At 73.2% G+C, this 22,289-nt stretch carries 16 protein-coding genes; 8 read left to right on the forward strand and 8 right to left on the reverse strand.

Annotated elements, in window-relative coordinates; genetic code table 11:
* Positions 1-7: 7 nt before the first annotated feature.
* The 4 genes from OIU81_RS22340 to OIU81_RS22355 all read right to left on the reverse strand — a co-directional run bounded on the left by OIU81_RS22340 (position 8) and on the right by OIU81_RS22355 (position 5,917).
* Positions 8-1,696, reverse strand: a complete 1,689-nt coding sequence (locus OIU81_RS22340) for an LCP family protein (protein ID WP_329150591.1) — start codon at positions 1,694-1,696, stop codon at positions 8-10.
* 71 nt (positions 1,697-1,767) lie between these two features.
* Positions 1,768-3,534 (reverse strand): LCP family protein, encoded by a 1,767-nt coding sequence (locus tag OIU81_RS22345; protein ID WP_329150592.1) that lies wholly within the window; start codon positions 3,532-3,534, stop codon positions 1,768-1,770.
* A 223-nt stretch (positions 3,535-3,757) separates the two neighbouring features.
* Positions 3,758-4,984 carry an LCP family protein gene (locus tag OIU81_RS22350; protein WP_329150594.1) on the reverse strand — a complete coding sequence of 409 codons (1,227 nt, stop codon included), beginning with the start codon at positions 4,982-4,984 and terminating at the stop codon, positions 3,758-3,760.
* A 171-nt stretch (positions 4,985-5,155) separates the two neighbouring features.
* Complete coding sequence (locus OIU81_RS22355; RefSeq protein ID WP_329150596.1) at positions 5,156-5,917, reverse strand: TIGR03089 family protein; 762 nt, start codon at positions 5,915-5,917, stop codon at positions 5,156-5,158.
* 139 nt (positions 5,918-6,056) lie between these two features.
* Between OIU81_RS22355 and OIU81_RS22360 the strand changes: the two genes are divergently transcribed.
* The 3 genes from OIU81_RS22360 to OIU81_RS22370 all read left to right on the forward strand — a co-directional run bounded on the left by OIU81_RS22360 (position 6,057) and on the right by OIU81_RS22370 (position 9,841).
* On the forward strand, positions 6,057-7,400 hold the full coding sequence (locus OIU81_RS22360) for a peptidoglycan recognition protein family protein (RefSeq protein ID WP_329150598.1): 1,344 nt from the start codon (positions 6,057-6,059) through the stop codon (positions 7,398-7,400).
* A gap of 378 nt (positions 7,401-7,778) precedes the next feature.
* Positions 7,779-8,861 (forward strand): NDP-sugar synthase, encoded by a 1,083-nt coding sequence (locus OIU81_RS22365; protein WP_329150599.1) that lies wholly within the window; start codon positions 7,779-7,781, stop codon positions 8,859-8,861.
* 74 nt (positions 8,862-8,935) lie between these two features.
* Positions 8,936-9,841 (forward strand): DNA-3-methyladenine glycosylase family protein, encoded by a 906-nt coding sequence (locus OIU81_RS22370; RefSeq protein ID WP_329150601.1) that lies wholly within the window; start codon positions 8,936-8,938, stop codon positions 9,839-9,841.
* 11 nt (positions 9,842-9,852) lie between these two features.
* Here the strand turns inward: OIU81_RS22370 and OIU81_RS22375 are convergent, their stop codons facing one another.
* From OIU81_RS22375 to OIU81_RS22385, 3 genes are all read right to left on the reverse strand, one after another.
* The gene (locus tag OIU81_RS22375; protein ID WP_329150603.1) at positions 9,853-11,181 is read right to left on the reverse strand and encodes a coenzyme F420-0:L-glutamate ligase; all 1,329 of its coding nucleotides are present in this window, start codon (positions 11,179-11,181) and stop codon (positions 9,853-9,855) included.
* Positions 11,178-12,152 carry a 2-phospho-L-lactate transferase gene (cofD, locus tag OIU81_RS22380; protein ID WP_329150605.1) on the reverse strand — a complete coding sequence of 325 codons (975 nt, stop codon included), beginning with the start codon at positions 12,150-12,152 and terminating at the stop codon, positions 11,178-11,180. The genes OIU81_RS22375 and cofD overlap by 4 nt, the downstream gene beginning before the upstream one ends.
* A gap of 80 nt (positions 12,153-12,232) precedes the next feature.
* Complete coding sequence (locus OIU81_RS22385; RefSeq protein WP_329150607.1) at positions 12,233-12,763, reverse strand: cysteine dioxygenase; 531 nt, start codon at positions 12,761-12,763, stop codon at positions 12,233-12,235.
* A gap of 715 nt (positions 12,764-13,478) precedes the next feature.
* On the opposite strand from OIU81_RS22385, the gene OIU81_RS22390 reads away from it, so the two are divergent.
* The 3 genes from OIU81_RS22390 to OIU81_RS22400 all read left to right on the forward strand — a co-directional run bounded on the left by OIU81_RS22390 (position 13,479) and on the right by OIU81_RS22400 (position 19,472).
* Positions 13,479-13,742, forward strand: coding sequence for a WhiB family transcriptional regulator (locus OIU81_RS22390; protein ID WP_003983763.1), 264 nt, complete (start codon positions 13,479-13,481; stop codon positions 13,740-13,742).
* 313 nt (positions 13,743-14,055) lie between these two features.
* Positions 14,056-17,874 (forward strand): glycosyltransferase family 2 protein, encoded by a 3,819-nt coding sequence (locus OIU81_RS22395; protein ID WP_329150609.1) that lies wholly within the window; start codon positions 14,056-14,058, stop codon positions 17,872-17,874.
* On the forward strand, positions 17,871-19,472 hold the full coding sequence (locus OIU81_RS22400; RefSeq protein ID WP_329150610.1) for a DUF5719 family protein: 1,602 nt from the start codon (positions 17,871-17,873) through the stop codon (positions 19,470-19,472). The genes OIU81_RS22395 and OIU81_RS22400 overlap by 4 nt, the downstream gene beginning before the upstream one ends.
* A 33-nt stretch (positions 19,473-19,505) precedes the next feature.
* Here the strand turns inward: OIU81_RS22400 and OIU81_RS22405 are convergent, their stop codons facing one another.
* Positions 19,506-19,964: a metallopeptidase family protein gene (locus OIU81_RS22405; protein ID WP_443074026.1), complete on the reverse strand. Its 459-nt coding sequence runs from the start codon at positions 19,962-19,964 to the stop codon at positions 19,506-19,508.
* A gap of 259 nt (positions 19,965-20,223) precedes the next feature.
* Here OIU81_RS22405 and OIU81_RS22410 point away from each other — a divergent pair, with 259 nt between their 5' ends.
* A complete protein-coding gene (locus OIU81_RS22410) occupies positions 20,224-20,670 on the forward strand; it encodes a DUF3499 domain-containing protein (RefSeq protein ID WP_329150614.1) in 447 nt (148 codons plus the stop codon).
* 83 nt (positions 20,671-20,753) lie between these two features.
* Positions 20,754-22,112 (forward strand): phosphomannomutase/phosphoglucomutase, encoded by a 1,359-nt coding sequence (locus OIU81_RS22415; protein ID WP_329150616.1) that lies wholly within the window; start codon positions 20,754-20,756, stop codon positions 22,110-22,112.
* Positions 22,113-22,289 lie beyond the last annotated feature (177 nt).

Raw genomic sequence — 22,289 nt, forward strand, 5'->3', positions numbered from 1 at the left:
CCGCGACTCAGAAGCTGTACTGCGGGTTCACCTTCATGCAGGCCTTGGAGTCCTCGCCGTTGAGCGCGTCGGCGCTCTCCGGTGCCTTGTCCGCGCTCTTGTCGTCGCCCGACGTCTTCGGGTACGCCGAGCCGGTGCGCCAGTCGTTGCCGACCACCAGCCGCATCCCGGTGGCCGAACTGGACTCCCGTACCGCGCCCTTGGGCAGGCCGAGCGCCTTCGCCAGCGCCAGGGCGTCGCCCCGCAGCGCCTTGTCCCGGTAGGTGATCGTGGTGTCGGCCTGGGTGGTGAGCGCCGCGTCGGTGGCGGCCGCGCCGTAGCCGAGGCCGGCGAGCCGCTGCTGGATGACGGCCGCGCGGCCGGAGACCGGGCCGTTCACCGTGCTGTTGGTGCCGTTTTGCACCACGACCTTCAGCGCGCCCTTGGGCGTCGAGGGCTTGGGCGCGGGCGCCGCCTTCTTCTTCTTGTCCTTGCCGTCCAGCGCGGTGTCGTTGCGCAGCAGCGCGAAGGTGGCCTCCGCGTCGCCGGGCTTGGGCTCGACGTACTGCTCGCCGGGGCCGTACTGCCACGGCATGGTCACCATCGTGATGCGCTTGGTCGGGACCCGGTTGAGGTCACCGCCCAGGTCGTAGAGCTTCTTGACGGTGTCCAGGCCGTCGTCGACGGTCAGCGACTTGGTCGCGGCCTCCGCCAGATCGCGCAGCTTGCCCGGGTCGGTGAGCTTGGTGCCCTGCTTGAGCTGACGGACCATCGAGTTCATGTACATGTGCTGGGCCTTGGCCCGGCCGATGTCGGTGTTGTCCTCGAAGCCGTAGCGGGTGCGCAGCCACTGCAGGGCCTGGACGCCCTTGACGGAGTGGGTGCCCTTGGTGAGCTTCAGCCCGCTGCCGTGGCCCCTGCGGTCGTGCGAGTAGACGTTGTTGTCGACACAGACCGGGACGCCGCCGATGGCGTCCGCCATGGAGACCACGCCGGAGAAGTCGACCATCATGAAGTGGTCGATGTAGACCCCGGTCAGCTCCTGCCAGGTGGCCAGGGTGCACCCCGGACCGCCGTGCTGGAGCGACTGGTTGATGGCCGCGGAGGTCTGCGGATAGACCTGGTGCGTCTTGGGGTCCTTGCACTGCGGGATCGTCACCCGGGTGTCGCGCGGGATGGAGACCACCGACATGTTGCTGCGGTCCGCGGAGACGTGCAGCAGCATCTGCACATCCGCCAGCGGCTTGCGGTCCGCGTCCTGCCGGGCGCCGCCGAGCTTGATGTTCTCCGCGCTGTTACGGCCGTCGGAGCCCAACAGCAGGATGTTCAGCGGGCTCTGCCCGAAGGCGTTGGGGTCCGGCTTCTTGAGGCCGTCCCCGGCCAGGGACCGCGGAGCCTTGCGGAGGTTGGCATTGAGGTGCTCGTAGTACCAGTACCCGGCGCCCGCGCCGCCCACTATCAGGACGGTGAGGGTGAGGGCGGTCCAGCGCAGCACCTTGCGGCCCTTGCCTCGGCGCGGCCGCCCCCCTTTGCGGTGGCCGCCGTCGGCGGACGTGTCCCCGTCCTCGGGGGGCACGCCGCCGTCGGCGGGCGTCCAACCGGGGGCGTCCGGCGGCAGTCCGCCGTCCGCGTAGAGACCGTCGTCCCAGCCCAACTCCTGTGCGTCCGGCTCACGTCGCCGGCGTGATCGGTCACCACGCACACTGCTCTGCCGCATCTGGCCCTCTCCCCGTTCTCCGTCCGATGGTGCGCTCGGCGCCTCGGCGGGGCGGCCGTATCCCGCTCAGATCACTTCGCGCAGATGTTCTTGTCATCTGCATTGACGTTCTGCACCCCGTCCGGGGTTTCGGTCGGCGCCTCGATCGGCGAGCCCGGTGCCTTGAAGTCCTTGCCGAGGACGAGCTTCATCGGCTGACGGGCACCGGCGTTCTGCGACGACTTCTTCAGCGCGCTCTTGGGCAGGCCCATCCAGTCGGCCAGGGTGGCTGCCTGGTCGGCCTGGTTGGGCGCGTACTCGAGGCGGGTGGCGGCCAGCTTCGAGGGGGCGTTGCCGGCGTTGGTGGAGAGCTTGGCGGCCTTGGAGTTCTGCAGCCAGTCCACGGTCTCCTGCGCCGAGCCGATCGGACCGCCGCCGTTGGTGACGTCGACCCGCACCTGCTCGGGCGGGGCCTTCTTCACCGGCGCGGATTTCTTGCCCTTGCCCTTCTTGCCCTTGGCCAGGGCGTGGTCCGCCCGCACCATCGCGAACAGCGGGTCCGCCGCGGTCTTGTTGAGGATGACGGTCGCCGCGTCCTTGGGGTTGTCCAGCACCGGCACCGTGGCGAAGGTGATCTTGTCGATGTCGACCTTCTTGAGGTCGTTGCCGAAGTCCAGCAGCTTCCCCGCCGTGCCGATACCGGTGTCGACGGTGAGCGCCTTGGTCGCCGCCTGGCTGACGTCGTAGAGCTTGCCCGGGCTGCTGAACGCGCTGGACTTCAGCTTGCGGATCAGCGAGCTGAGGAACTGCTGCTGCATCTTGATCCGGTCCAGGTCGCTGCCGAATCCGATGGCGTGCCGGGTACGGACGAACGCCAGCGCCTGCTCGCCCATGACGATGTGCCGGCCGGCCTTCAACTTCAGGTGCGACTTGGGGTCGTTGAGGTCCTTGCCCGCGCACACCTCGACGCCGTCCACCGCGGTGGACAGCTCCTTGACGGCGTTGAAGTCGGCCATCATGAAGTGGTCGATCTTCAGCCCGGTCATCTGCTCGACGGTGCGCCAGGTGCAGCCGGGGTCCCGGCCCTCCTGGCCCAGGCTGGTGTTGAACCGCACCTGGTTCTCGCCCGGGATGGTCTTCCTCGAGCCGTCCTTCTGCTTCGTCGGGCAGTTCGGGATGTTGGTGATCATGTCGCGCGGGATGCTCAGCGCGGTGGCGTTCGTCCGGTCCTTGGAGATGTGCATCAGGATCGTGGTGTCCGCGTGCCCGACGCTGCCGGCATCGCCGTAGCCGGCGTTGCCCTTACCGGAGCGGGCGTCCGTCCCGATGATGAGGACGTTGACCGGGCCGTTGGAGACCGCTTCGTTCTCCACGCCGACATCGACCTTGGAGATGTTGCCGTCCAGCTGCTGGTAGACGAAGTACGCGGCACCGCAGCCGGCGACGAGCACGAAGCTCACCACACCGGCCGTCCAGTACAGCGCCTTCTTCTTCCCGGACGCCTTCGGCTTGGGCTTGCGGCGGCCGACCGGGCCCGACGCCGTTGCGGTCGCCGCCCGGTTGCCGGCGGCCCGGCGTGCCGCCCGGCCGCCGGCCGGGCGCTCGTCGTCCTGCGCCGCATCCTCGTCCCGCCGCCCGCGCTGGGTCGGCAGCGGACGGGTGTCGGTGTCACCGCCCTCGCCGCCCGGCCGGCGCGCGGCGCGTCTGGTGCCGGGGGCCTTGCGATCGGAGGGCTGAGCGGGGGCTTGACCGGCATGGTCAAGTCGCAGCTCGTAATTGCCGGTGTTCGGATCGAACACCCATTGATCGGCGGGATCGACGTTGTTGTCGCCCGCCCGCCCACGGCCTTGCGCGTCCACGGTGCCTTGAGTCCTCCGTCGGTGCCACGCGGCGCCATCCCCTCAAGGCGCTCGGTCGGTCGATCGTGCATTGCATGGTCATCGGCCGGGTGGTGGCCCGACCGGATCGCTCACACTATCCGCCCAGTTCAGCGCCCCGCGACGCTCGTGACAAATTCCACTTACCTACAACTGGGCATTCCGCCCAATACATTCGCGTCGCCACGTGTACTTTGCGGCATCTTTATTCGCAGCTCCCGCGTTCCGCGGTCGTTCCGGGAAAGACCGGCCCCGAACCCGGTGTCGGTGACGGTGATCCTTCCGGCCGGACGGACGGTGCACCCCCGCCGCCGCGCACCCGCTCCTGCGCGGCGCCCGACGGGGGCGTCACCGTCACCCGAAGATCCCTGCGCAGCTGGCCGAAGAGCCGCTCGGCGTCCGGTTGCACCAGCTCATCGCGGTTGCGGTCGAAGCGGTACTCCCGGCGCGGCACCGTCAGGAACTGGACACGGTCGGTGGGAATACCGCGGGTGCTGCGGACCAATTCGTACAGCCCCTTCAGGGATGCCAGCGCGGCGTCGGTGGTCAGAGAACTCGTCGCGGCATCGAGGACCGGATACAGCCGGGTCGGATTGAGCAGGACACCATTACTCTGCACTTTCTTCACGAGAGCCCCCAGAAACTGCTGTTGGCGCTGCATGCGCTGGGTGTCGCTGCCGTTGCCCAGGCTCTTGCGGGCCCGTACGTACCCGAGGGCGGCCTCCCCGTGCAGCGTCTGCCGGCCCGCGGGCAGCGTGAGGTGTGCCTCGGTGTCCTGAATCGGACGGTCCGGACAGACCTCCACACCGCCCACCGCGTCCACCATCCTCGTGAAGCCCACGAAGTCGAGGATCATGTAGTGGGCGATGCGGATGCGGGTGAGCTTCTCGACGGTACGGATCGTGCAGGCCGCCCCGCCGAGGGCGAACGCCGAGTTGAACTGGGCCGCCCGGGGCCCGGTCTCGGTGCCGTCGGCGCGCTCGCAGTGCGGCACCTCCACCATCAGATCGCGCGGGATGCTCACCACGGTGGCGCTCTTCCGGTCCGCCGCCAGGTGCAGCAGCATCGTGGTGTCCGAGCGCTGGCCGCCGCCGCGGCCGTATCTGCCGTTGTCGCCCGTGCGGCTGTCGGAGCCGATCAGCAGCACGTTCTCGGCGTTCGGCGGGCCCGCGGGGGGCCGCTCGGACTCCCACTTGCGCAGTTCGCGCTCGGTGGCGCTGTCGGTGCGGATGTTGCCGTTGAGCTTGGTGTACACCGCCCAGCCGGCCGCGCCCCCGGCCAGGAGGACGCCGACGGTCCCGACCGCGGCCCAGCGCCACCGGTGCCGGCGGAGCGGCGGGACGCGTGGCGGCCCCGGCCGGTCCGGCCCCGGCCCCCCGGCCGGGCGCTCGGCCCAGCCGGCGAACCTGGGAGGCTCGGGGGTATCGGTCACGTGTGCGTCCATCCCTCACGGAGTCGGCGTCGCGCCCGCACGCGGGGGCCCGGACGGAACAGAGACGGACGAAACCCGCGCATGGTTGTACGTACTCAAAATCCTGGACCGAAACGGACGTACCGGCCCGCCGCGGGCGCCTCCGGTCCGCCGGACGGGGGAGAACGCGCCTCAGCGGGGCAGCGGCGCCCTGAAAGTGATCTTCTCGCTGGTCTCGCGGGTGGCCGCGGCCGGTGCGCCGAGCCGGTCCAGGTGGCGGCACAGCACCACGGAGCCGCCGGTGGCCAGCGGGGCGTACAGCCCGTACGACAGGCCCTGCCAGGTGTCGTACGACAGCCCCGACAGCACCCGCGGCGCCCCGGGCATCCCGGCCGCCTCCGCATCGGCCAGGGCACGCGCCCCGATACCGGCGCCGGTCAGCTCCTCCCCGCCGACGGCCAGCGCCGCCTCCTGCGCGTCCACCGGGGCGAACGGCGCGAACCGGTCGCCCTGGCCCGGGACCTCGACGGCGTAGTCCGCGAAACCCTGCGGCGGCTGCGGGAACCGCCCGCCCAGCGGCCGCAGCGCCAGCGCCACCCGCTCCCCGGAGCAGGCGCGCGCCGCGTCGAGCCGGTCGGGCCCGGCCACCACGAGATCGGCGGCGGCCGGATCGCCGTCCACCTCCGCGACCACGCCCACCGCCGAGCAGGCCAGCAGCCACACGGCGGTCTGCCAGTGGGCGGGCAGCAGCAGCGCGAGCCGGTCGCCCGGTGCGGCGGCCAGATCGCCCTGGAGGTAGTTGGCGGTCTTGGCCACCCAATTGGCGAAGGTCGCGACGGACAGTTCCACGCGTTCGCCGGTGGCGTCGTCGTAGAAGGTCACCAGCGGGCGGGCCGGGTCCGCGGCGAGCGCGGAACTCAGCAGGTCGGCGGGGGTGCGATCGGTGGCGTTCATCGCGGCCAGGGTACGCGCGGCGGCGGGCGGCGGCGGGCGGCGGCGGGCCGGGCACGGCGGGCCCGGGCCACCGGATCGGCCGATGCCCCGTCAGATCACCGTTGGCGCGTTCGGTCCGGCCGGGTCCAGGATTTTGTCCATGCGCCCCTTCCTCGCGACCTGTCTCGGCGCCGTGTGCAGCGCGGCCCTCGCCCTGCCCCTCGCCGCGGCGGGCGGTGCGGGCGCCACCCCCGCCGCCCCGCGCCCGGCGCGCACCGACGACCTGCCGGGCAGCACCCAGTCCCTGCCGGTCGGCGCGCTCGGCGCCGCCGCCCCGCACACCCCCGACCGGGACACCACCACGGAGCCCGCGCCCCAGGAGCTGGGGCTGCCGGCCCGCACGGTACGGCCGTTCTCCCTGCTGGGGATCGTCTGGGACGACGCCGCGGCCGAGCTGCACGGCCGGGTGAAGGTCCGCACCCGCGCGAGCGGCAGCGGCGACTGGTCCGGCTGGCAGGACGTCCAGGTCCACAACGACGACGCCCCCGACCTCGGCTCCGCCGAGCGGCACGACAGCGACGTACGGGGCAGCACCGCGCCGTTGTGGGTCGGTGACTCCGACGCCGTCCAGCTGCGCATCACCCCCGAGCGCAGCGACCGTGCGGCGGCCGCGCTCCCCGGCGGGCTGCGGCTGGAACTCGTCGATCCCGGCGCACCGCCGCGGGGCCTGCGCGGCGCCCGCCTCGACCCGCCGGCCCCGCTCTCCCCGGAGGCCACCGCGGCCTCCGCCGCCAACGCCGGGTTCGCGCCGCTCGGCGCCACCGAGATCCCCGCCCTCGACCGGGCGGCGTCCCAGGGCGACATCGCCGCGGTGGACGGGACGCGCCCGGAACAGACCTTCGTCGGACCGCGCCCCCGGATCGTCACCCGGGCCGGCTGGGGCGCCGACGAGAAGCTGCGCGAAAAGGCCTTCACCTACACCACCACCGTGCGCGCGGCCTTCATCCACCACAGCGGCTCGGGCAACAACTACAGCTGCGAAGAGGCCCCTTCACTGATCCGCGCCATGTACCGCTTCCACGTCAAGAGCAACCACTGGCGCGACATCGGCTACAACTTCCTGGTCGACAAGTGCGGAACGGTCTACGAGGGCCGTGCGGGCGGCGTCGCCAAGCCCGTCATGGGCGCGCACACCCTCGGCTTCAACACGGACAGCACCGGAATCGCCGTCCTCGGCACCTTCACCGACACCGAGCCGGCCCAGGCGGCCGTCGATGCCATCGCCCGTCTGACGGCCTGGAAGCTCGGCCTCTACCACGTCGATCCGCGGGCCATGGTGAAGCTGACGTCCGGCGGCGGGAACCGCTTCGCCAAGGGCACGAAGGTCTCCCTGCACGTCATCTCCGGCCATCGGGACGGCTTCACCACCGACTGCCCCGGCGCCCACCTCTACGACAAGCTCGCCGCCGCCCGCGGCGCCGCTGCCACCCTGCAGGGCCGCTGACCGCTCCCTCCGGGCCGGGCCGGGCCGGGGGCGGTGCGGGTTTGCGGGAGTTCCCCGTGGCGCATGTTGCAGGGACCAGTCAACCGATCCCGCCCTCGACACGTCTTAGCGGCCACGACGTTTGCACTGCCGGCCCCGCGCTCCCCGTCACCCGCACGACACCGGGGGACCCCCACCGCCGAGGCCCTTCGCGCGCCCGTCTGCCTACACTGGTCGGCCGATCGGCCGACCCCAGCAGGAAGCAGAGAAGACACCGTGAGCGTCGCACGTGCAGCCGCCGGGCTGTGGTCGACGACGAGAGCCGCACCGTTGCTCCCTATCCTTGCCCGCCATCGGGCAGGAGGGGCCCAACGGGCGGAGAAGCGAACAGAGGACACAGTGACTGAAGCGATCCTCCTTGTCGGCGGCAAGGGCACGCGGCTGCGTCCGCTGACGGTGCACACGCCCAAGCCCATGGTTCCGGCGGCCGGTGTGCCGTTCCTGACCCATCAGCTGGCCCGCGCCCGGGCCGCCGGCGTCGAGCACATCGTCCTCGCCACCTCCTACCTCGCCGAGGTCTTCGAGCCCTACTTCGGTGACGGATCGGCACTCGGCCTGCATCTGGAGTACGTCACCGAGCAGGAGCCGCTGGGCACCGGCGGAGCCATCCGCAACGTCGCCTCGCGACTGCACTCCGGCCCGGACGACCCGGTGCTCATCTTCAACGGCGACATCCTCACCGGACTGGACATCACCGCTCTCGTCGACACCCACCGCACCTCCGGCGCCGAGGTCTCGCTGCATCTCACCCGGGTCGAGGACCCGCGCGCCTTCGGTCTGGTCCCCACCGACGACACCGGCCGGGTCACCGCCTTCCTGGAGAAGCCGCAGACCCCCGAGGAGATCGTCACCGACCAGATCAACGCCGGGGCCTATGTCTTCAACCGGTCGGTCATCGACACCATCCCGGCCGGCCGCCCGGTCTCCGTCGAACGCGAGACCTTCCCCGGACTGCTCGCCGCCGGCGCCCACCTCCAGGGCATGGTCGACTCCACCTACTGGCTCGACCTCGGCACCCCGCAGGCCTTCGTCCGCGGCTCCGCCGACCTGGTCCTCGGCCGCGCCCCGTCCCCGGCGGTCCCCGGCCGGCGCGGTGACCGCCTGGTCATGGAGACCGCCGAGGTCGCCGGCGACGCCAAGCTCACCGGCGGCACGGTCGCCGGCCCGCGCACCGTCATCGGCCCCGGCGCCCGGATCGACGGCAGCGCGGTCCTCGAGGGCGCCGTCATCGGGGAGGGCGCCCAGATCCGGGACTCGCTGATCGGCGTAGGGGCGCACATCGGGGCCCGTACGGTCCTCGACGGTGCGGTCATCGGCGACGGCGCGCGCGTCGGCGCCGACAACGAGCTGCGCGACGGCATCCGCATCTGGTGCGACGCCGAGATCCCGGCAGCCTCGGTGCGCTTCTCCTCCGACCAGTAGGCCGCCCGCCGGGCCCGGGCACGGTTGTCCACAGGCCCGGGCGCCGCCCCGCCGCCATCGCCTAACCTGGCCGCATGCCCGCCCGCACCTGGGTCCCGCCCGGCCCGTTCGACCTGCACCGCACGCTCGGTGTGCTGCAGCGCGGTCCGGGTGACCCCGCGTTCGCGGTGCGCGGCGGCGAGCTGTGGCGCGCCTCCCGTACGCCCCAGGGCCCCGGCACCCTGCGCGTGGCGGCCCGCGCTGCCGACGGCCGGGTGGAGGCCGAGGCCTGGGGCCCGGGCGCCGAGTGGCTGCTGGAGCAGCTGCCCGAGCTGCTGGGGGAGGGCGACGACCCGGAGGCGCTGACCGCCCGGCACCGCATCGTCCATGAGGCGCGACGCCGCCACCCCGGAGTCCGGCTCGCGCGCACCGGCCTGGTCCTGGAGTCGCTGATCCCCTCGGTCCTGGAGCAGAAGGTCACCAGCGACGAGGCCTACCGCGCCTGGCGGCTGCTCCTGCAGCGGCACGGCGAGCCGGCTCCCGGCCCCTGGGAGCGCATGCGGGTGATGCCCGAGCCGCGCGGCTGGGCGCTGATCCCCTCCTGGGAGTGGCACCGCGCGGGCGTCGACGCCAAGCGCTCCGGCGCGATCCTGTGCGCGGTGCGGGCCGCCCGCCGGATGGAGGAGGCCGCGCGGATGGATCTCGCCGCGGCCACCCGCCGGCTCACGGCGATACCGGGCATCGGCCCGTGGACCGCCGCCGAGACCCTCCAGCGCGCCCTCGGCGCCCCGGACGCGATCACCGTCGGCGATCTCCATCTGCCGAAGATCATCGGCTATGCCCTCACCGGCCGCCGCGGCACCACCGACGAGGAGATGCTCGACCTCCTCGCCCCCTACGAGGGCCAGCGGCACCGCGCGGCCCGGCTGATCCTGCTGTCCGGCCGCGTCCCGCCGCGCCGCGCCCCACGCTTCCCGGTGGGGGACATCGCCCGGCTCTGAGCGGGCGCCGGTCAGCGCACGACGACGAAGTCCTCGGCGGCGCGCGGCGGCCGCGGCCGGGGCGCCCCGGCCGGATGCCCGATGGCCACCGCTCCCATCGGCTCCCACTCCGCGGGCAGCCCGAGCACCTCGCGGACCACGTCCTTGCAGAACATCGTCGACGACACCCAGGCGGAGCCGAGCCGTTCGCCGGCCAGCGCGACCAGGAAGTTCTGGATGCCCGCGCCATGGGCGACCAGGAACATCTCCCGTTCGGCGGTGCTGCGCCGTGCGTCCGGGTAGGGGTGCGCGCCGTCCGTGACCAGGCACGGCACGGCCAGATACGGCGCGGCACGCAGCACCTCACCGCGCCGCACCCGCTTGGCGATGGACTCCGCCGACTTGCCGTCCGCGCGCAGATCCGCGGTCCAGGCGTCCCGCATCGCGTCCAGGAGCTGCTCGCGCGCGGCCGCCGACTCCAGGAGCACGAACCGCCACGGCGTGGTGTGGTGCGGCGCCGGAGCGGTGAGGGCCGCCGCCACCGCGCGCCGCACCGCCCCCGGATCGACCGGCTCGCCGGTGAAGGCACGGACCGTACGCCGCCCCGTCACCGCTTCCCGTACGGCCTCCGAGGTGCCCAGCCGGAACATGTCGTCCCCGGCGGTCCGCACCATGGCACCCGCCCCGGGACCGTCGCCCGGCTCGGCCACGAGGTGCCCCAGCCCGCGCACCACCGCGACCGGCAGCCCGGCGGCCTTGCCCTTCACCAGGTCACCGGCGGCGGCCAGTTCGTCGGCGGTGGCCACCACCGTCGCGCTGAGCGGATTGCCGTGGGCATCCGTGCCGCCGCGCAGATCGTCCAGCACCCGCACACCGGCGGCGCCGATGGCGACATCAGTGAGCCCGTTGCGCCACGGCCGCCCGAAGGTGTCGCTGATGACCACCCCGACGTCGGCACCGAGCGTGGTGCGCAGCCCCGCCCGCAGCGCGCGCGCCGAGGCGTCCGGGTCCTCGGGCAGCAACAGCACCGTGCCCGAGGGGGTGTTGGAGGCATCCACGCCGGCCGCGGCCATCACCAGGCCCTGCCGGTTCTGCACGATCCGCAGGGTGCCGCGGCGCGCCACCACCCGCACCGTCTCCCGGTCGATCGCCGCCTCGCGGTCGTCGGCCTCGACCACCCGGCCCTCGGCCTTGCTGACGATCTTCGAGGTCACCAACAGCACATCACCGTCGGCGAGGTGCGGCATGCCGTCGGCGGTCGCCGCCGCGGCGATCAGCTTCACGAGATCGTCGCCGGGCCGCACCTCGGGCATTCCCGGCAGCGCCCACACCCGGTACCCGGGCACGGCGGCCTCGCTCACGCCCGGACCTCCTCGGCCAGCGCCAGCGCCTCGCGCACCATCGCGGCCGTGGCGTCCGTATCGGTCATCATCAGCGGCACGGCCCGGCAGCGGATACCGGCCGCCTCGACCTCGGCCACCGCGCCCTCGTCGGTGGAGTCGACCAGCCAGCCGTCCAGCAGCCCGGACCCGTAGTGGTGGGCGACGGCCGCCGCGGTCGACTCCACGCCCACCGCGGCCAGCACCTTGTCGGCCATCCCGCGCACCGGGGCGTCACCGACGATCGGCGAGAGACCGACCACCGGCACCCCGGCGTCCGCGATGGCCTCACGGATGCCCGGCACCGCCAGGATCGTGCCGATGCTGACCACCGGGTTGGACGGCGGGAACAGCACCACGTCCGCCGCGGCGATGGCCTCCAGCACGCCCGGCGCGGGCTTCGCCTGGTCGGCGCCGACCGGCACCACGGCGTGCGCGGGCACCGAGGCGCGCAGCCGCACCCAGTACTCCTGGAAGTGGATCGCCTTGCGCTCGCCCTCTCCCTCGGCGGAGCCGGGTTCGGTGACGGCGACATGGGTCTCGATCCGGTCGTCGGACATCGGCAGCAGCCGCACCCCGGGCTTCCAGCGTGCGCACAGCGCCTCGGTGACGGCGCTGAGCGGATAGCCGGCGCTCAGCATCTGGGTCCGCACGATATGGGTGGCGAAGTCCCGGTCGCCCAGCCCGAACCACTCGGGCCCCACCCCGTAGGCGGCCAACTCCTCCTTCACCCGGAAGGTTTCGTCGGTACGGCCCCAGCCCTGCTCCTCGTTGATGCCGCCGCCGAGGGTGTACATCACGGTGTCGAGGTCGGGGCACACCTTGAGCCCGAACAGATGGATGTCGTCGCCGGTGTTGCCGATGACGGTGATGTCCGCGTCCGGAGCCGCTGCCTTCAGTCCCCGCAGAAAGCGGGCGCCGCCGATACCGCCGGCCAGTACCACGATTCGCATGGGCACAGTGTGTCAGCCGCCGAGGGGACGGTGGGGCGCGGTCCGCGGGGGAGCGGGCGGGTGCTGCGGGGCGCGGGTGCTCAGGACGCGGCGGTCTCCAGGGCGGCGGGGGTGCAGTGGGGTGCGGCGTGCATCGGCATCTCGGTCAGGCCGGGGAAGTAGATGTGCAGGCTGACGGCCGGGGTCAGGGCGTCGTTGACGACCTCGTGGACGTAGCCGGGGGCGAACACCCGCTGGGCACCGGCCGTGAGCGTCCGGCGCCCGGACCCGGCGTGCTCGGTCAACTCGCCTTCCAGGACGGTCAGCACACCGGAGGACGGCCCGTGGTCGTGCCGGCCGCTGCCCTGGCCCGGCACCCAGCTCAGCAGCCACACCTCGTAGCCCACGGGGGCCTGCCCCGCGTGGCCGGGAGCTGGGGGAACCGTGCGCAGCCGGTGGTACCAGCGGCTGGTGGTGTCGTAGCGGACCAGCGGTGCCCAGGCGGCGCGGTCGGCGGCGATCGAGCGGGCCAGCCCCGCGAAGCCGGCGACGGTGGCCGGGTGGGCGGGGACGGGCGGCAGCAGGTGGGGGATGGCGAGCGGATCGCCGGCGATCTGGACGTCGCTGTTCATGGTTCCGGGTTCCTCGGCGGAGGTGCTGGGGCGATGCCGGGGCATCACCCGCCGTGAGCGGGGAGGGGCGGCGGCACGTGCGGGCTTTCCCGGTGGGGGGCGCGGCACGGCGACGCGGAGCAGGGGCGCTGCGGGGTGGTGCGAGCGGAAAGGCTGGAGCTCAGTGGCTTCGACAGCTGGAACAGCGACAGCGGGACTGCGCAGCGCAGAGCGACCCGTAGGCACGGGTCAGTCGGAGCGCGGCGGTCGCTGGCATGCGGTCAAGGAGACCGGGTTCGCGACGCGATGTCAACTGGACGTCTGGTTTGCCGTAAATCTTTCACCTCATCCGGTTACTCCGCCTGGCGAAAGGTTTGTGCAGTCCGCGACCCGGAGACATCGACCGGCAACCGCACCTTCAAACGCCGTTGCGGTCCCGTGATCCGTCTGTGATCTCCCCCGCTTCGGCGCGCAGGGGTGCAACGCGAATGCCGCCTGAACGCGTCTTGTGGAGTGAAGGGGATGCGCCGGGGGGCAACGCCCGGGGAAGTGTCCTGGTTTTTACTGATTTGAACACTTTCCGCATACGCTTGGTTCCGCCGAGTGAATAAGAGGCCCAATAGCAGATCTCGGCTTGACTGGCCCGGATCACCACACTTGTAATTTCACTCGTGTCGTTCAGCCGAAATCGATCACGGCTTGATCACGGGGACGTAAAGACAGACGAGGGGCGCACATGACCGAGCTGTTCCAGGAATTGCTGGTCGAGGAGGCGGATGAGGAGCTCGGCTGGCAGGAGCGCGCCCTGTGCGCCCAGACCGACCCCGAGTCCTTCTTCCCGGAGAAGGGTGGCTCCACCCGCGAGGCCAAGAAGGTCTGTCTCGCCTGCGAAGTCCGGTCCGAATGCCTGGAGTACGCGCTCGCCAACGACGAGCGCTTCGGTATTTGGGGCGGCCTGTCCGAGCGCGAGCGGCGCCGGCTCAAGAAGGCCGCCGTCTGACGATGACCGCTCAGCCACCCGCACCGAGGGCGCGCGGCCGCACGGACCACGCCGCCGTACCGCCTCAACTCCCCATATCCCCCTATAACGAACACTCCGCCTCCAGCGACCTTCTCGCCGGGGGCGGACTGCTGTACGGGCCGGTCGGGGCACCGGCACGAAGCATTAGTGTGGGGCCCCGTCCGAGATGCGCCGCCGCCCTGCCGGGCGCTCGCGTCGCCTCGTAGTCCGTCGCAGTGTCTTCCGGGGGCGGGTGCCCAGCGCGACTGCGCAACGGGTCCCGAACTCCCGGGTCCGGAGGGCCCGTACCTCGATGTCCGTGCACAGCCAGTCGGCGGCCCAGGCCGCCTCATATGCAGCCGCCACCCCAGAGTTCCCGCGGCACGTGGTCACCGCCGTGATCGTCTCCCATGACGGTGCCCGCTGGCTGCCCGATGCGCTCACCGGCCTGCTCGGCCAGGAGCGCCCCGTGCAGAACGCCATCGGTGCCGACACCGGCAGCGCGGACGACTCCGCCCAGCTGCTCGCCGAGGCCATCGGGGACCAGCGGGTGCTGCACCTCGCCCGCCGCTCCGGATTCGGCACCGCCGTCGACGAGGCCGTCCGCACGGCCCCCGTCCTCACCCCCGACGAGCTGCCGTATCTGCGCCGGCCCAGCGGCTGGGACCCGGTCAGCCGCACCTGGCACGACGAGGCGTACGAGATGCCGGAGTTGCCGCACGGCGAACCGGTCCAGTGGCTGTGGCTGCTGCACGACGACTGCGCACCCGAGCCGGACGCGCTCGCCGAGCTGCTGCGGGTCGCCGACGCCAGCCCCTCCACCGTGATCGTCGGACCCAAGCTGCGCAGCTGGTACGACCGCCGGCAGCTGCTCGAAGCCGGTGTCAGCATTGCCCGCAGCGGCCGCCGTTGGACCGGCCTGGACCGCCGCGAACAGGACCAGGGCCAGCACGACCAGGTGCGTCCGGTGCTGTCCGTGTCCACCGCGGGCATGCTCATCCGCCGGGACGTCTACGAGGAGTTGGGCGGCTTCGACCGGCGGCTGCCGCTGATGCGCGACGACGTCGATCTGTGCTGGCGCGCCCAGGCCGCCGGCCACCAGGTCCTGGTCGCGCCGGACGCGGTCCTGCGCCATGCCGAGGCCGCCGCCCGCGAGCGCCGCCCCATCGACTGCGTCGGCCGCTCGGTCGCCAACCCGCACCGCGTCGACAAGGCCGGCGCCGTCTACACGCTGCTCACCAACACCCACGGCCGGATCCTTCCGTACGTCCTGCTGCGGCTGCTGATCGGCACCTTCCTGCGGGTCGTCGCCTACCTCGTCGGCAAGGTCCCGGGCCAGGCGCTCGACGAACTCGCCGGGCTCTTCGGCACCCTGCTGCGGCCCGGCAAGATCCTCGCCGCACGCAAGAAGAGAGGCCGGCCCGCGGTCGACGCGAGCGACCTGCGGCCGCTCTTCCCGCCCTCCGGCGCGACGGTGCGCGCCACCGCCGAACAGGTCGCCGGCAACCTCGCCGGGCGGGCCGCCCCCGATGTGGCCTCGGCCGGCCGGCACGGCGCCGTCGAGTCCGGGCCCGGCGGGGATGACGCCGACTTCCTGGAGATCGAGCAGTTCGCCCGGCTCAAGCGGATCGCCCGCAGGCCGGCACCGGTGCTCTTCCTCGTCCTGCTGCTGGTCTCGCTGGTCGCCTGCCGCGGGCTGCTCGGTTCCGGCGCGCTGACCGGCGGCGCGATGCTGCCCGCGCCCGGCAGCGTGTCCGACCTGTGGTCGGCGTATCTCGACAGCTGGCATGCGGTCGGCGTCGGCGCCGGCGGCTCCGCGCCGCCCTACCTCGGGGTCGTCGCCCTGGTGTCGAGCATCTTCCTCGGCTCCACCGGCTTCGCCGTCACCCTGCTGCTGGTCTGCTCCGTCCCGCTGGCCGGTCTCACCGCCTACTTCGCCTCCCGCCCGCTGGTCGCCTCCCGGCTGCTGCGGGCCTGGGCGAGCATCGCCTACGCCTTCCTGCCGGCGGCCGCCGGAGCGCTGGCCGGCGGCCGGCTGGGCACCGCCGTGCTCGCCATCCTGCTGCCGCTGATGGCACGCGCCGGCGTCGCCGCGAGCGGGCTGCGACTGCCGCCGGGCACCCGGCCCAGCTGGCGTGCGACCTGGGCGTATGTCCTGCTGATCACGTTCACCACGGCCTTCACCCCGATCGTCTGGCCGATCGCCGTGCTGCTCGGGGTCGGCCTGCTGGCGCTGCGCGTCCTCCAGGGCAGCGGCGACCAGCTGCTCGCCCTCGGGCTGCGCTTCCTGGCCGTGCTCCTCGCGCCGATGGTCGTGCTCGCCCCCTGGTCGCTGTCGCTGCTGACCCACCCCGGACGCTTCTTCCAGGAGGCCGGTCTGGGCTACGGCGCCGGCTCCGCCTCCGTGCTCGACCTCATCGGCCTCAGCCCGGGCGGCCCCAAGGCCGTGGGCGGGGTGCTGCTGTTCGGCATCGTGCTGGCCGCGCTCGCCGCGACCCTGCGCGACGGGCGGCAGCTCGCGATCCGTACCGCCTGGGCGGTGGCCCTGACCGGACTGCTGTTCGCCGCGCTGGGCAACGGCTCCGGCTGGACCGGGCCCGCGATGCTCGTCTACGGGCTGGCGCTGCTGTGCGCCGCGGCGATCGGCGCCGAGGGCATCCGCACCCGCATGGCCAGCGTCGGCTTCGGCTGGAAGCAGCCGGTCGCCGTGCTGATCGCGCTGGCCTCGCTGCTCGCCCCGCTCTACGCCGCGGTCAGCTGGATGATCACCGGCGCGGACGGTCCGCTGGAGCGCCGCAACCCCGAGCAGGTCCCCGCCTTCGTCGCCGAGGAGTCCGGCACCGCCGACCGGGCCCGCACCCTGGTCCTCGACGGCACGCCGGGCCATGTCGACTACTCGCTGGTCCGCGGCTCCGGTGCCCGGCTCGGCGATGCCGATCTGGCCGCCGAAGTGGGTGAGGACAAGCGCCTCGGGGGCATCGTCGCCCATCTCGTGGCCGGCTCCGGCGCCGACCAGACCAACCAGCTCGGCGGCTATGCGGTCCGCTACGTCCTGGTCCGGGACGGGGCGCCGCGCGAAATGGGCCGGGTGCTGGACGCGACACCGGGCCTGACCCGGCTCAGCCAGGACGGCGGCAGCGCCCTGTGGCGCGTCGACCGGCGGGTCTCGCGGCTCTCGATCGTCGCGGGCGAGGCCAAGGACGGCACCAGCGCCGGCGAGGCCGTCGCACCCATCGCCGTACCGGCCGGCCCCGTCGAGGCGCACACCAAGGTGCCCGACGGTGTCGACGGCCGGGTACTGCGGCTGGCCGACGCCGCCGACGAGGGCTGGCAGGCCACCCTCAACGGCACCCCGCTCAAGCCCATGACCGTCGACGGCTGGGCCCAGGGCTTCGCGCTCCCCGCCGGCGGCGGCACCCTCGACCTCACCCACGAGAACCCGCTCGGCCACACCCTGTGGCTGTGGGCGCAGGGCCTGCTCGCCGTCACCCTGGTGGTGCTGGCGCTGCCGGGCCGCCGCCGGGAGATCGACGACGACCTGCCCGAGGACGCGGCCGTCGTGCAGGCCGCCGCGGTCTCCGGCGACGGCCGGCGCGCCCGGCGCCTGCGGGCCCAGGCCGAGGCCGCCGGCGCCCCCGATGCGGCGGGCGCCGGTCTCCCCGGGGAGCCGGGGGGCGAGCCGCCCCTCGACCCGGCCACCGACCCGGGGGCCGGCGCGGTACCCATCCCGGACCCGGCCGCCGGCGACCCGACCCCGGTCTTCGACCCGGGGTACCCCCACGGGGCGGTGCCGCAGCAGCAGTCGTACGACGAGTGGGCGGCCGCCGGACAGCCGGTGGCCGACGGGCACCAGCCCTACCCGCCCGCCGACCCCTACCAGGCCGGGCAGTACGGGCAGCAGCCCTACCCGCCGGCGGATCCCTACCAGGCCACCGACCCGTACGCCGCGGACCCCTACCAGGCGGGCGTCTACGACCCGTACGGGTACGGGCAGCAGCAGCCGCCGCAGCAGCCGCAGCAGTACGACGACGGCAGCCAGCAGCACCGGCACCCCTACGACGACGGCGCCCCGCATCCCGGGTACCCCGGCTCCTACCCCGAGCCGCGCCGTGACGGGAGCGACCAGCAGTGAAGCGCACCATGATGTCCCTGATCGGCGTGGCCGTCGCGCTGGGCGCCGTCACCGGCGTCGCCGCCGTGACCGCCCCGGACGGCGGCGCCCGGGAGGCGGCCCGCGGCAGCGCCCGGCTGCCCGTCCAGCGCTCCGCGCTGCTCTGCCCGGCCCCGACCTCCTCCGAGGTCGGCCAGACCGACTACACCGCCTTCGCCCCCAAGGGCGCCGCGGCCGGCGGGGACGGCACGAAGGGCACCGCCGCGCTGGTGCCCGCCGGGACCGTCAAGGAGGCCGGCGGCAGCACCGACAACGGCAAGGGCAAGAAAACCGGAAAGGGGGGCAAGGGCGGCAAGGGGGCGGCCGGCGGCGCGGACTCCGCCGCCGGGCAGCTCGTCGCCCCCCGGGACACCAAGCCCGTCGCGCCCCTGAAGGAGGCCGGCAAGCCGGCCACCGCGTCCACGGACAGCGCGGACGCCCCGGCCCTCGTCGGCGCGGCGGACGGCACCCTCGCCCCCGGCTGGACCGTCCAGCAGACCACCTCCGTCGCCGCCGGCTCGGGCCGCGGCCTCATGGGGCTGAGCTGCACCACCCCCGACACCACGTTCTGGTTCCCGGGCGTCAGCACCGCCACGGACCGCCAGGACTACGTCCACCTGACCAACCCCGACCCGACCCCGGCCGTCGTCGACCTCCAACTGCGCGGCAAGGACGGGTCGTTGGGGGGATCGACGGGTGAGGACATCACCGTCCCGCCGCACGCCACGGTCCCCGTCCTGCTCTCCACCCTGGCCACCACCCCCGCCACCAACGCGTCCTTGCAGGTCGTCGCCCGCGAGGGCCGGATCGGCGCGGCCGTGCAGGCCACCGACGGCAAGCTCGGCAGCGACTGGCTGCCGGCCGCCGCCGACCCGTCGCCGAGCGTGGTGCTGCCCGGCATCCCGAAGGACGCCACCTCCGTCCGGCTGGTCGCCCTCGCCCCCGGCGAGTCCGACGCCGACCTCAAGGTGCAGCTGGCCACCCCGACCGGGCTGATCACTCCGGCCGGTCTGGAGAGCCTGCACCTCAAGAGCGGGATGACCACCGCGGTGGACCTCAAGGACCTCACCAAGGGCGAGGCCGGTTCACTGGTGCTCACCCCCGCCGACGGCGGCTCCAAGGCCCCGGTCGCGGCCGCGCTGCGGGTGACCCGCGGCAAGGGTGCCAAGCAGGAGATGGCCTTCATCCCGGCGACCCGGCCGGTCGAGCAGCGCGCCACCGCCGCCGACAACCATGACAAGGGCAGCACCCTCTCGCTGGTCGCGCCCGAGAAGGGCAAGGACGCCAAGGTGAAGGTCACCGCGTCGGCCGGCAGCGGCGGCGGCACCCCGGTCACCAAGACGTACACGGTCAAGGGCGGCACCAGCCTCGATGTCGCCCCGCCGGTTCCGCAGGGGCTGAAGGGGACCTACGCGCTGACCGTGGAGCCGGCGGCCGGCAGCGGACGCGTCTACGCGGCCCGCACGCTCTCCCGGCCCCAGGGCGGGGTGCCCGCCTTCACCGTCCAGACGCTGCCCGACGACCGGGGCACGGTCCTCGTGCCGACCGCGGGCCAGGATCTGTCGGTCCTGACGAAGTAACCGCACCCGCGCCCCCGGACCTGCGCGACGGCCTCAGTCCTGGCCGTAGCGCGGGTCCACCGATTCCGGGGCCAGCCCCAGGAGTTCGGCGACCTGCTCGACCACCACTTCGTGGACCAGGAACGCCCGCTCGTCACGGCTCTTCGTCCGGATCTCCACCGGCCTGCGGTAGATCACGATCCGGTCGCGATATCCGCCCGCGGCCGGCACCACCCGGCCCAGCGGCACGGTCTCGGTGTCGGCGTCGGCATCCGGGCCGTCGTCCGGGGCGGAACCGGGCACGTCGAGGATCAGGAAGTCGACCTGGGAGAGCTGCGGCCAGCGCCGCTCCAGCCGGTCCCGGGAGTCGTACACAAGATCCACGAAGGCGTCGGCACGGGTCACCGAGAGCGGCACCTGCGGCGGTGCGATCGGGCCGCGCATACCGCGGCCGTGGCGGTCGCGGCGGCGGAGCCGTGGCTGTGCCGGTCGGGGAGGTACGGGACTGTCCATCAGCATCGAGCGTAGCCGTCAGGGACCCCCGGGCACCGGGGAGCGCGACAAGACGTGCCATGTCGTCGACTGACCGGACCTGTCCGTCTCCATTTCGATTGCATCTCTGAATGAGATCGCAGATCGTCATCGGAATGGCGGGAAATGTCTTGAGTCGTGACGGGATTCCTCTCCGCGGGCCGTCCGCCCCCGCCCGCCCGGCCCAGGTCAGGTCGAGCGGGTGCAGGTCAGACGCATCGGACGAAGCGGGACGACACGGTTGGGTGAGCCTGGGGAGAGTCGTCGCGGCCCGCTCAAGAGTGCGGTACCGTCCAACGTCGTGAGCCCTGTACGTCGCTGTTCGCGCACTGCGTGCGGCCGCCCCGCCGTCGCAACGCTGACGTACGTCTATGCGGATTCGACCGCCGTGCTCGGACCGCTCGCCACCTACGCCGAACCGCACTGCTACGACCTGTGCGCCGAGCACTCCGAGCGGCTGACCGCGCCCCGCGGCTGGGAGGTCGTCCGCCTCGCCCTCGACTCCGGCCCGCCCCGCCCCAGCGGCGACGATCTCGAAGCCCTGGCGAACGCCGTACGCGAGGCCGCCCGCCCCCAGGAGCGCGCCGCCGGCGCCGGTGGCGTGCCCGCCCACGGCGACCGTGACACCCACCCCTTGGAGGTCGCCCGCCGCGGCCATCTGCGGGTGCTGCGCTCGCCGGATTCCTGAGCCGCCCTTCCGGCCGGCGGCAGCCCTCCGCACAGGCCCGCCGGGTAGGTTGGGAGTCCCAAGGACTCCAGGAGGGCAGGCTTGTGGCTGATCTGTCGCAGATCGTGAAGGCGTACGACGTACGCGGCGTCGTCCCCGACCAGTGGGACGAATCGCTCGCGGAGTTGTTCGGCGCGGCCTTCGCCGAGATCACCGGCGCGGACGCGATCGTGATCGGGCACGACATGCGGCCCTCCTCGCCCGGCCTGTCGGGTGCCTTCGCCCGGGGCGCGGCGGCCCGCGGCACCGGCGTCACCCTGATCGGCCTCTGCTCCACCGACGAGCTGTACTTCGCCAGCGGCGCACTGGGCCTGCCCGGCGCCATGTTCACCGCCTCGCACAACCCGGCCCGGTACAACGGCATCAAGATGTGCCGGGCGGGCGCCGCGCCGGTCGGCCAGGACACCGGTCTCGCCGAGATCCGCGCGCTGGTCGAACGATGGGCGGCCGAGGGTGCTCCGCAGCCCGCCGCCACGGCGGGCACGGTCACCCGGCGCGATGTCCTGGGCGAGTACGCCGCCCACCTGCGCGGCCTGGTGGACCTGAGCGGCATCCGTCCGCTGAAGGTCGTGGTGGACGCGGGCAACGGCATGGGCGGGCACACCGTACCGACCGTCTTCGAGGGCCTGCCGCTCGAACTGGACGCTCTGTACTTCGAGTTGGACGGCTCGTTCCCCAACCACGAGGCCAACCCGCTGGATCCGAAGAACATCGTCGACCTCCAGGCGAGGGTGCGCGAGACCGGCGCCGACCTCGGCCTCGCCTTCGACGGCGACGCCGACCGCTGCTTCGTCGTCGACGAACACGGCGACCCGGTCCCCCCGTCCGCGATCACCGCCCTGGTCGCCGCCCGCGAGCTGGCCAAGCACCCCGGCGGCACGGTCATCCACAACCTGATCACCTCCTGGTCGGTGCCGGAGGTCGTCAAGGAGAACGGCGGCAAGCCGGTCCGCACCCGCGTCGGGCACTCCTTCATCAAGGAGGAGATGGCCAGGAGCGGCGCGATCTTCGGCGGTGAGCACTCCGCGCACTACTACTTCCGCGACTTCTGGAACGCCGACACCGGCATGCTCGCCGCGATGCACGTCCTGGCGGCCCTCGGCGGCCAGCAGGGCCCGCTGTCGGAGCTGGTCGCGCAGTACGACCGGTACGCGGCCTCCGGCGAGATCAACAGCACCGTCGACGACCAGGCCGGCCGGCTCGCCGCGCTCAAGGCGGCCCACCAGGACCGCGAGGGCGTCACCCTCGACGAGCTGGACGGGCTGACCGTCACCGCCGACGACTGGTGGTTCAACGTGCGCGCCTCGAACACCGAGCCGCTGCTGCGGCTGAACGTCGAGGCCAGGGACGCCGCCACCGCCGACCGGGTCCGCGACGAGGTCCTGGCGATCATCCGCGCCTGAGCCCGGCGCCCGGACGGGCTGTCCGCCACCGGGGCGGCCGCCCGTCCGGCCCGTACGCCCGTAGGGACCGGAGGATCTCTCCGTCCAGGGCGGGCGGCAACCGCATCCGCGCCGCCCACCACCCCGAATCTCCGCCGGGCAGGCCCCCGGCCCCCGTCCGGCGGTACGCTGGCCACG

Source organism: Streptomyces sp. NBC_01454, assembly GCF_036227565.1.
In the GTDB taxonomy this organism is placed as follows: Bacteria; Actinomycetota; Actinomycetes; order Streptomycetales; family Streptomycetaceae; genus Streptomyces.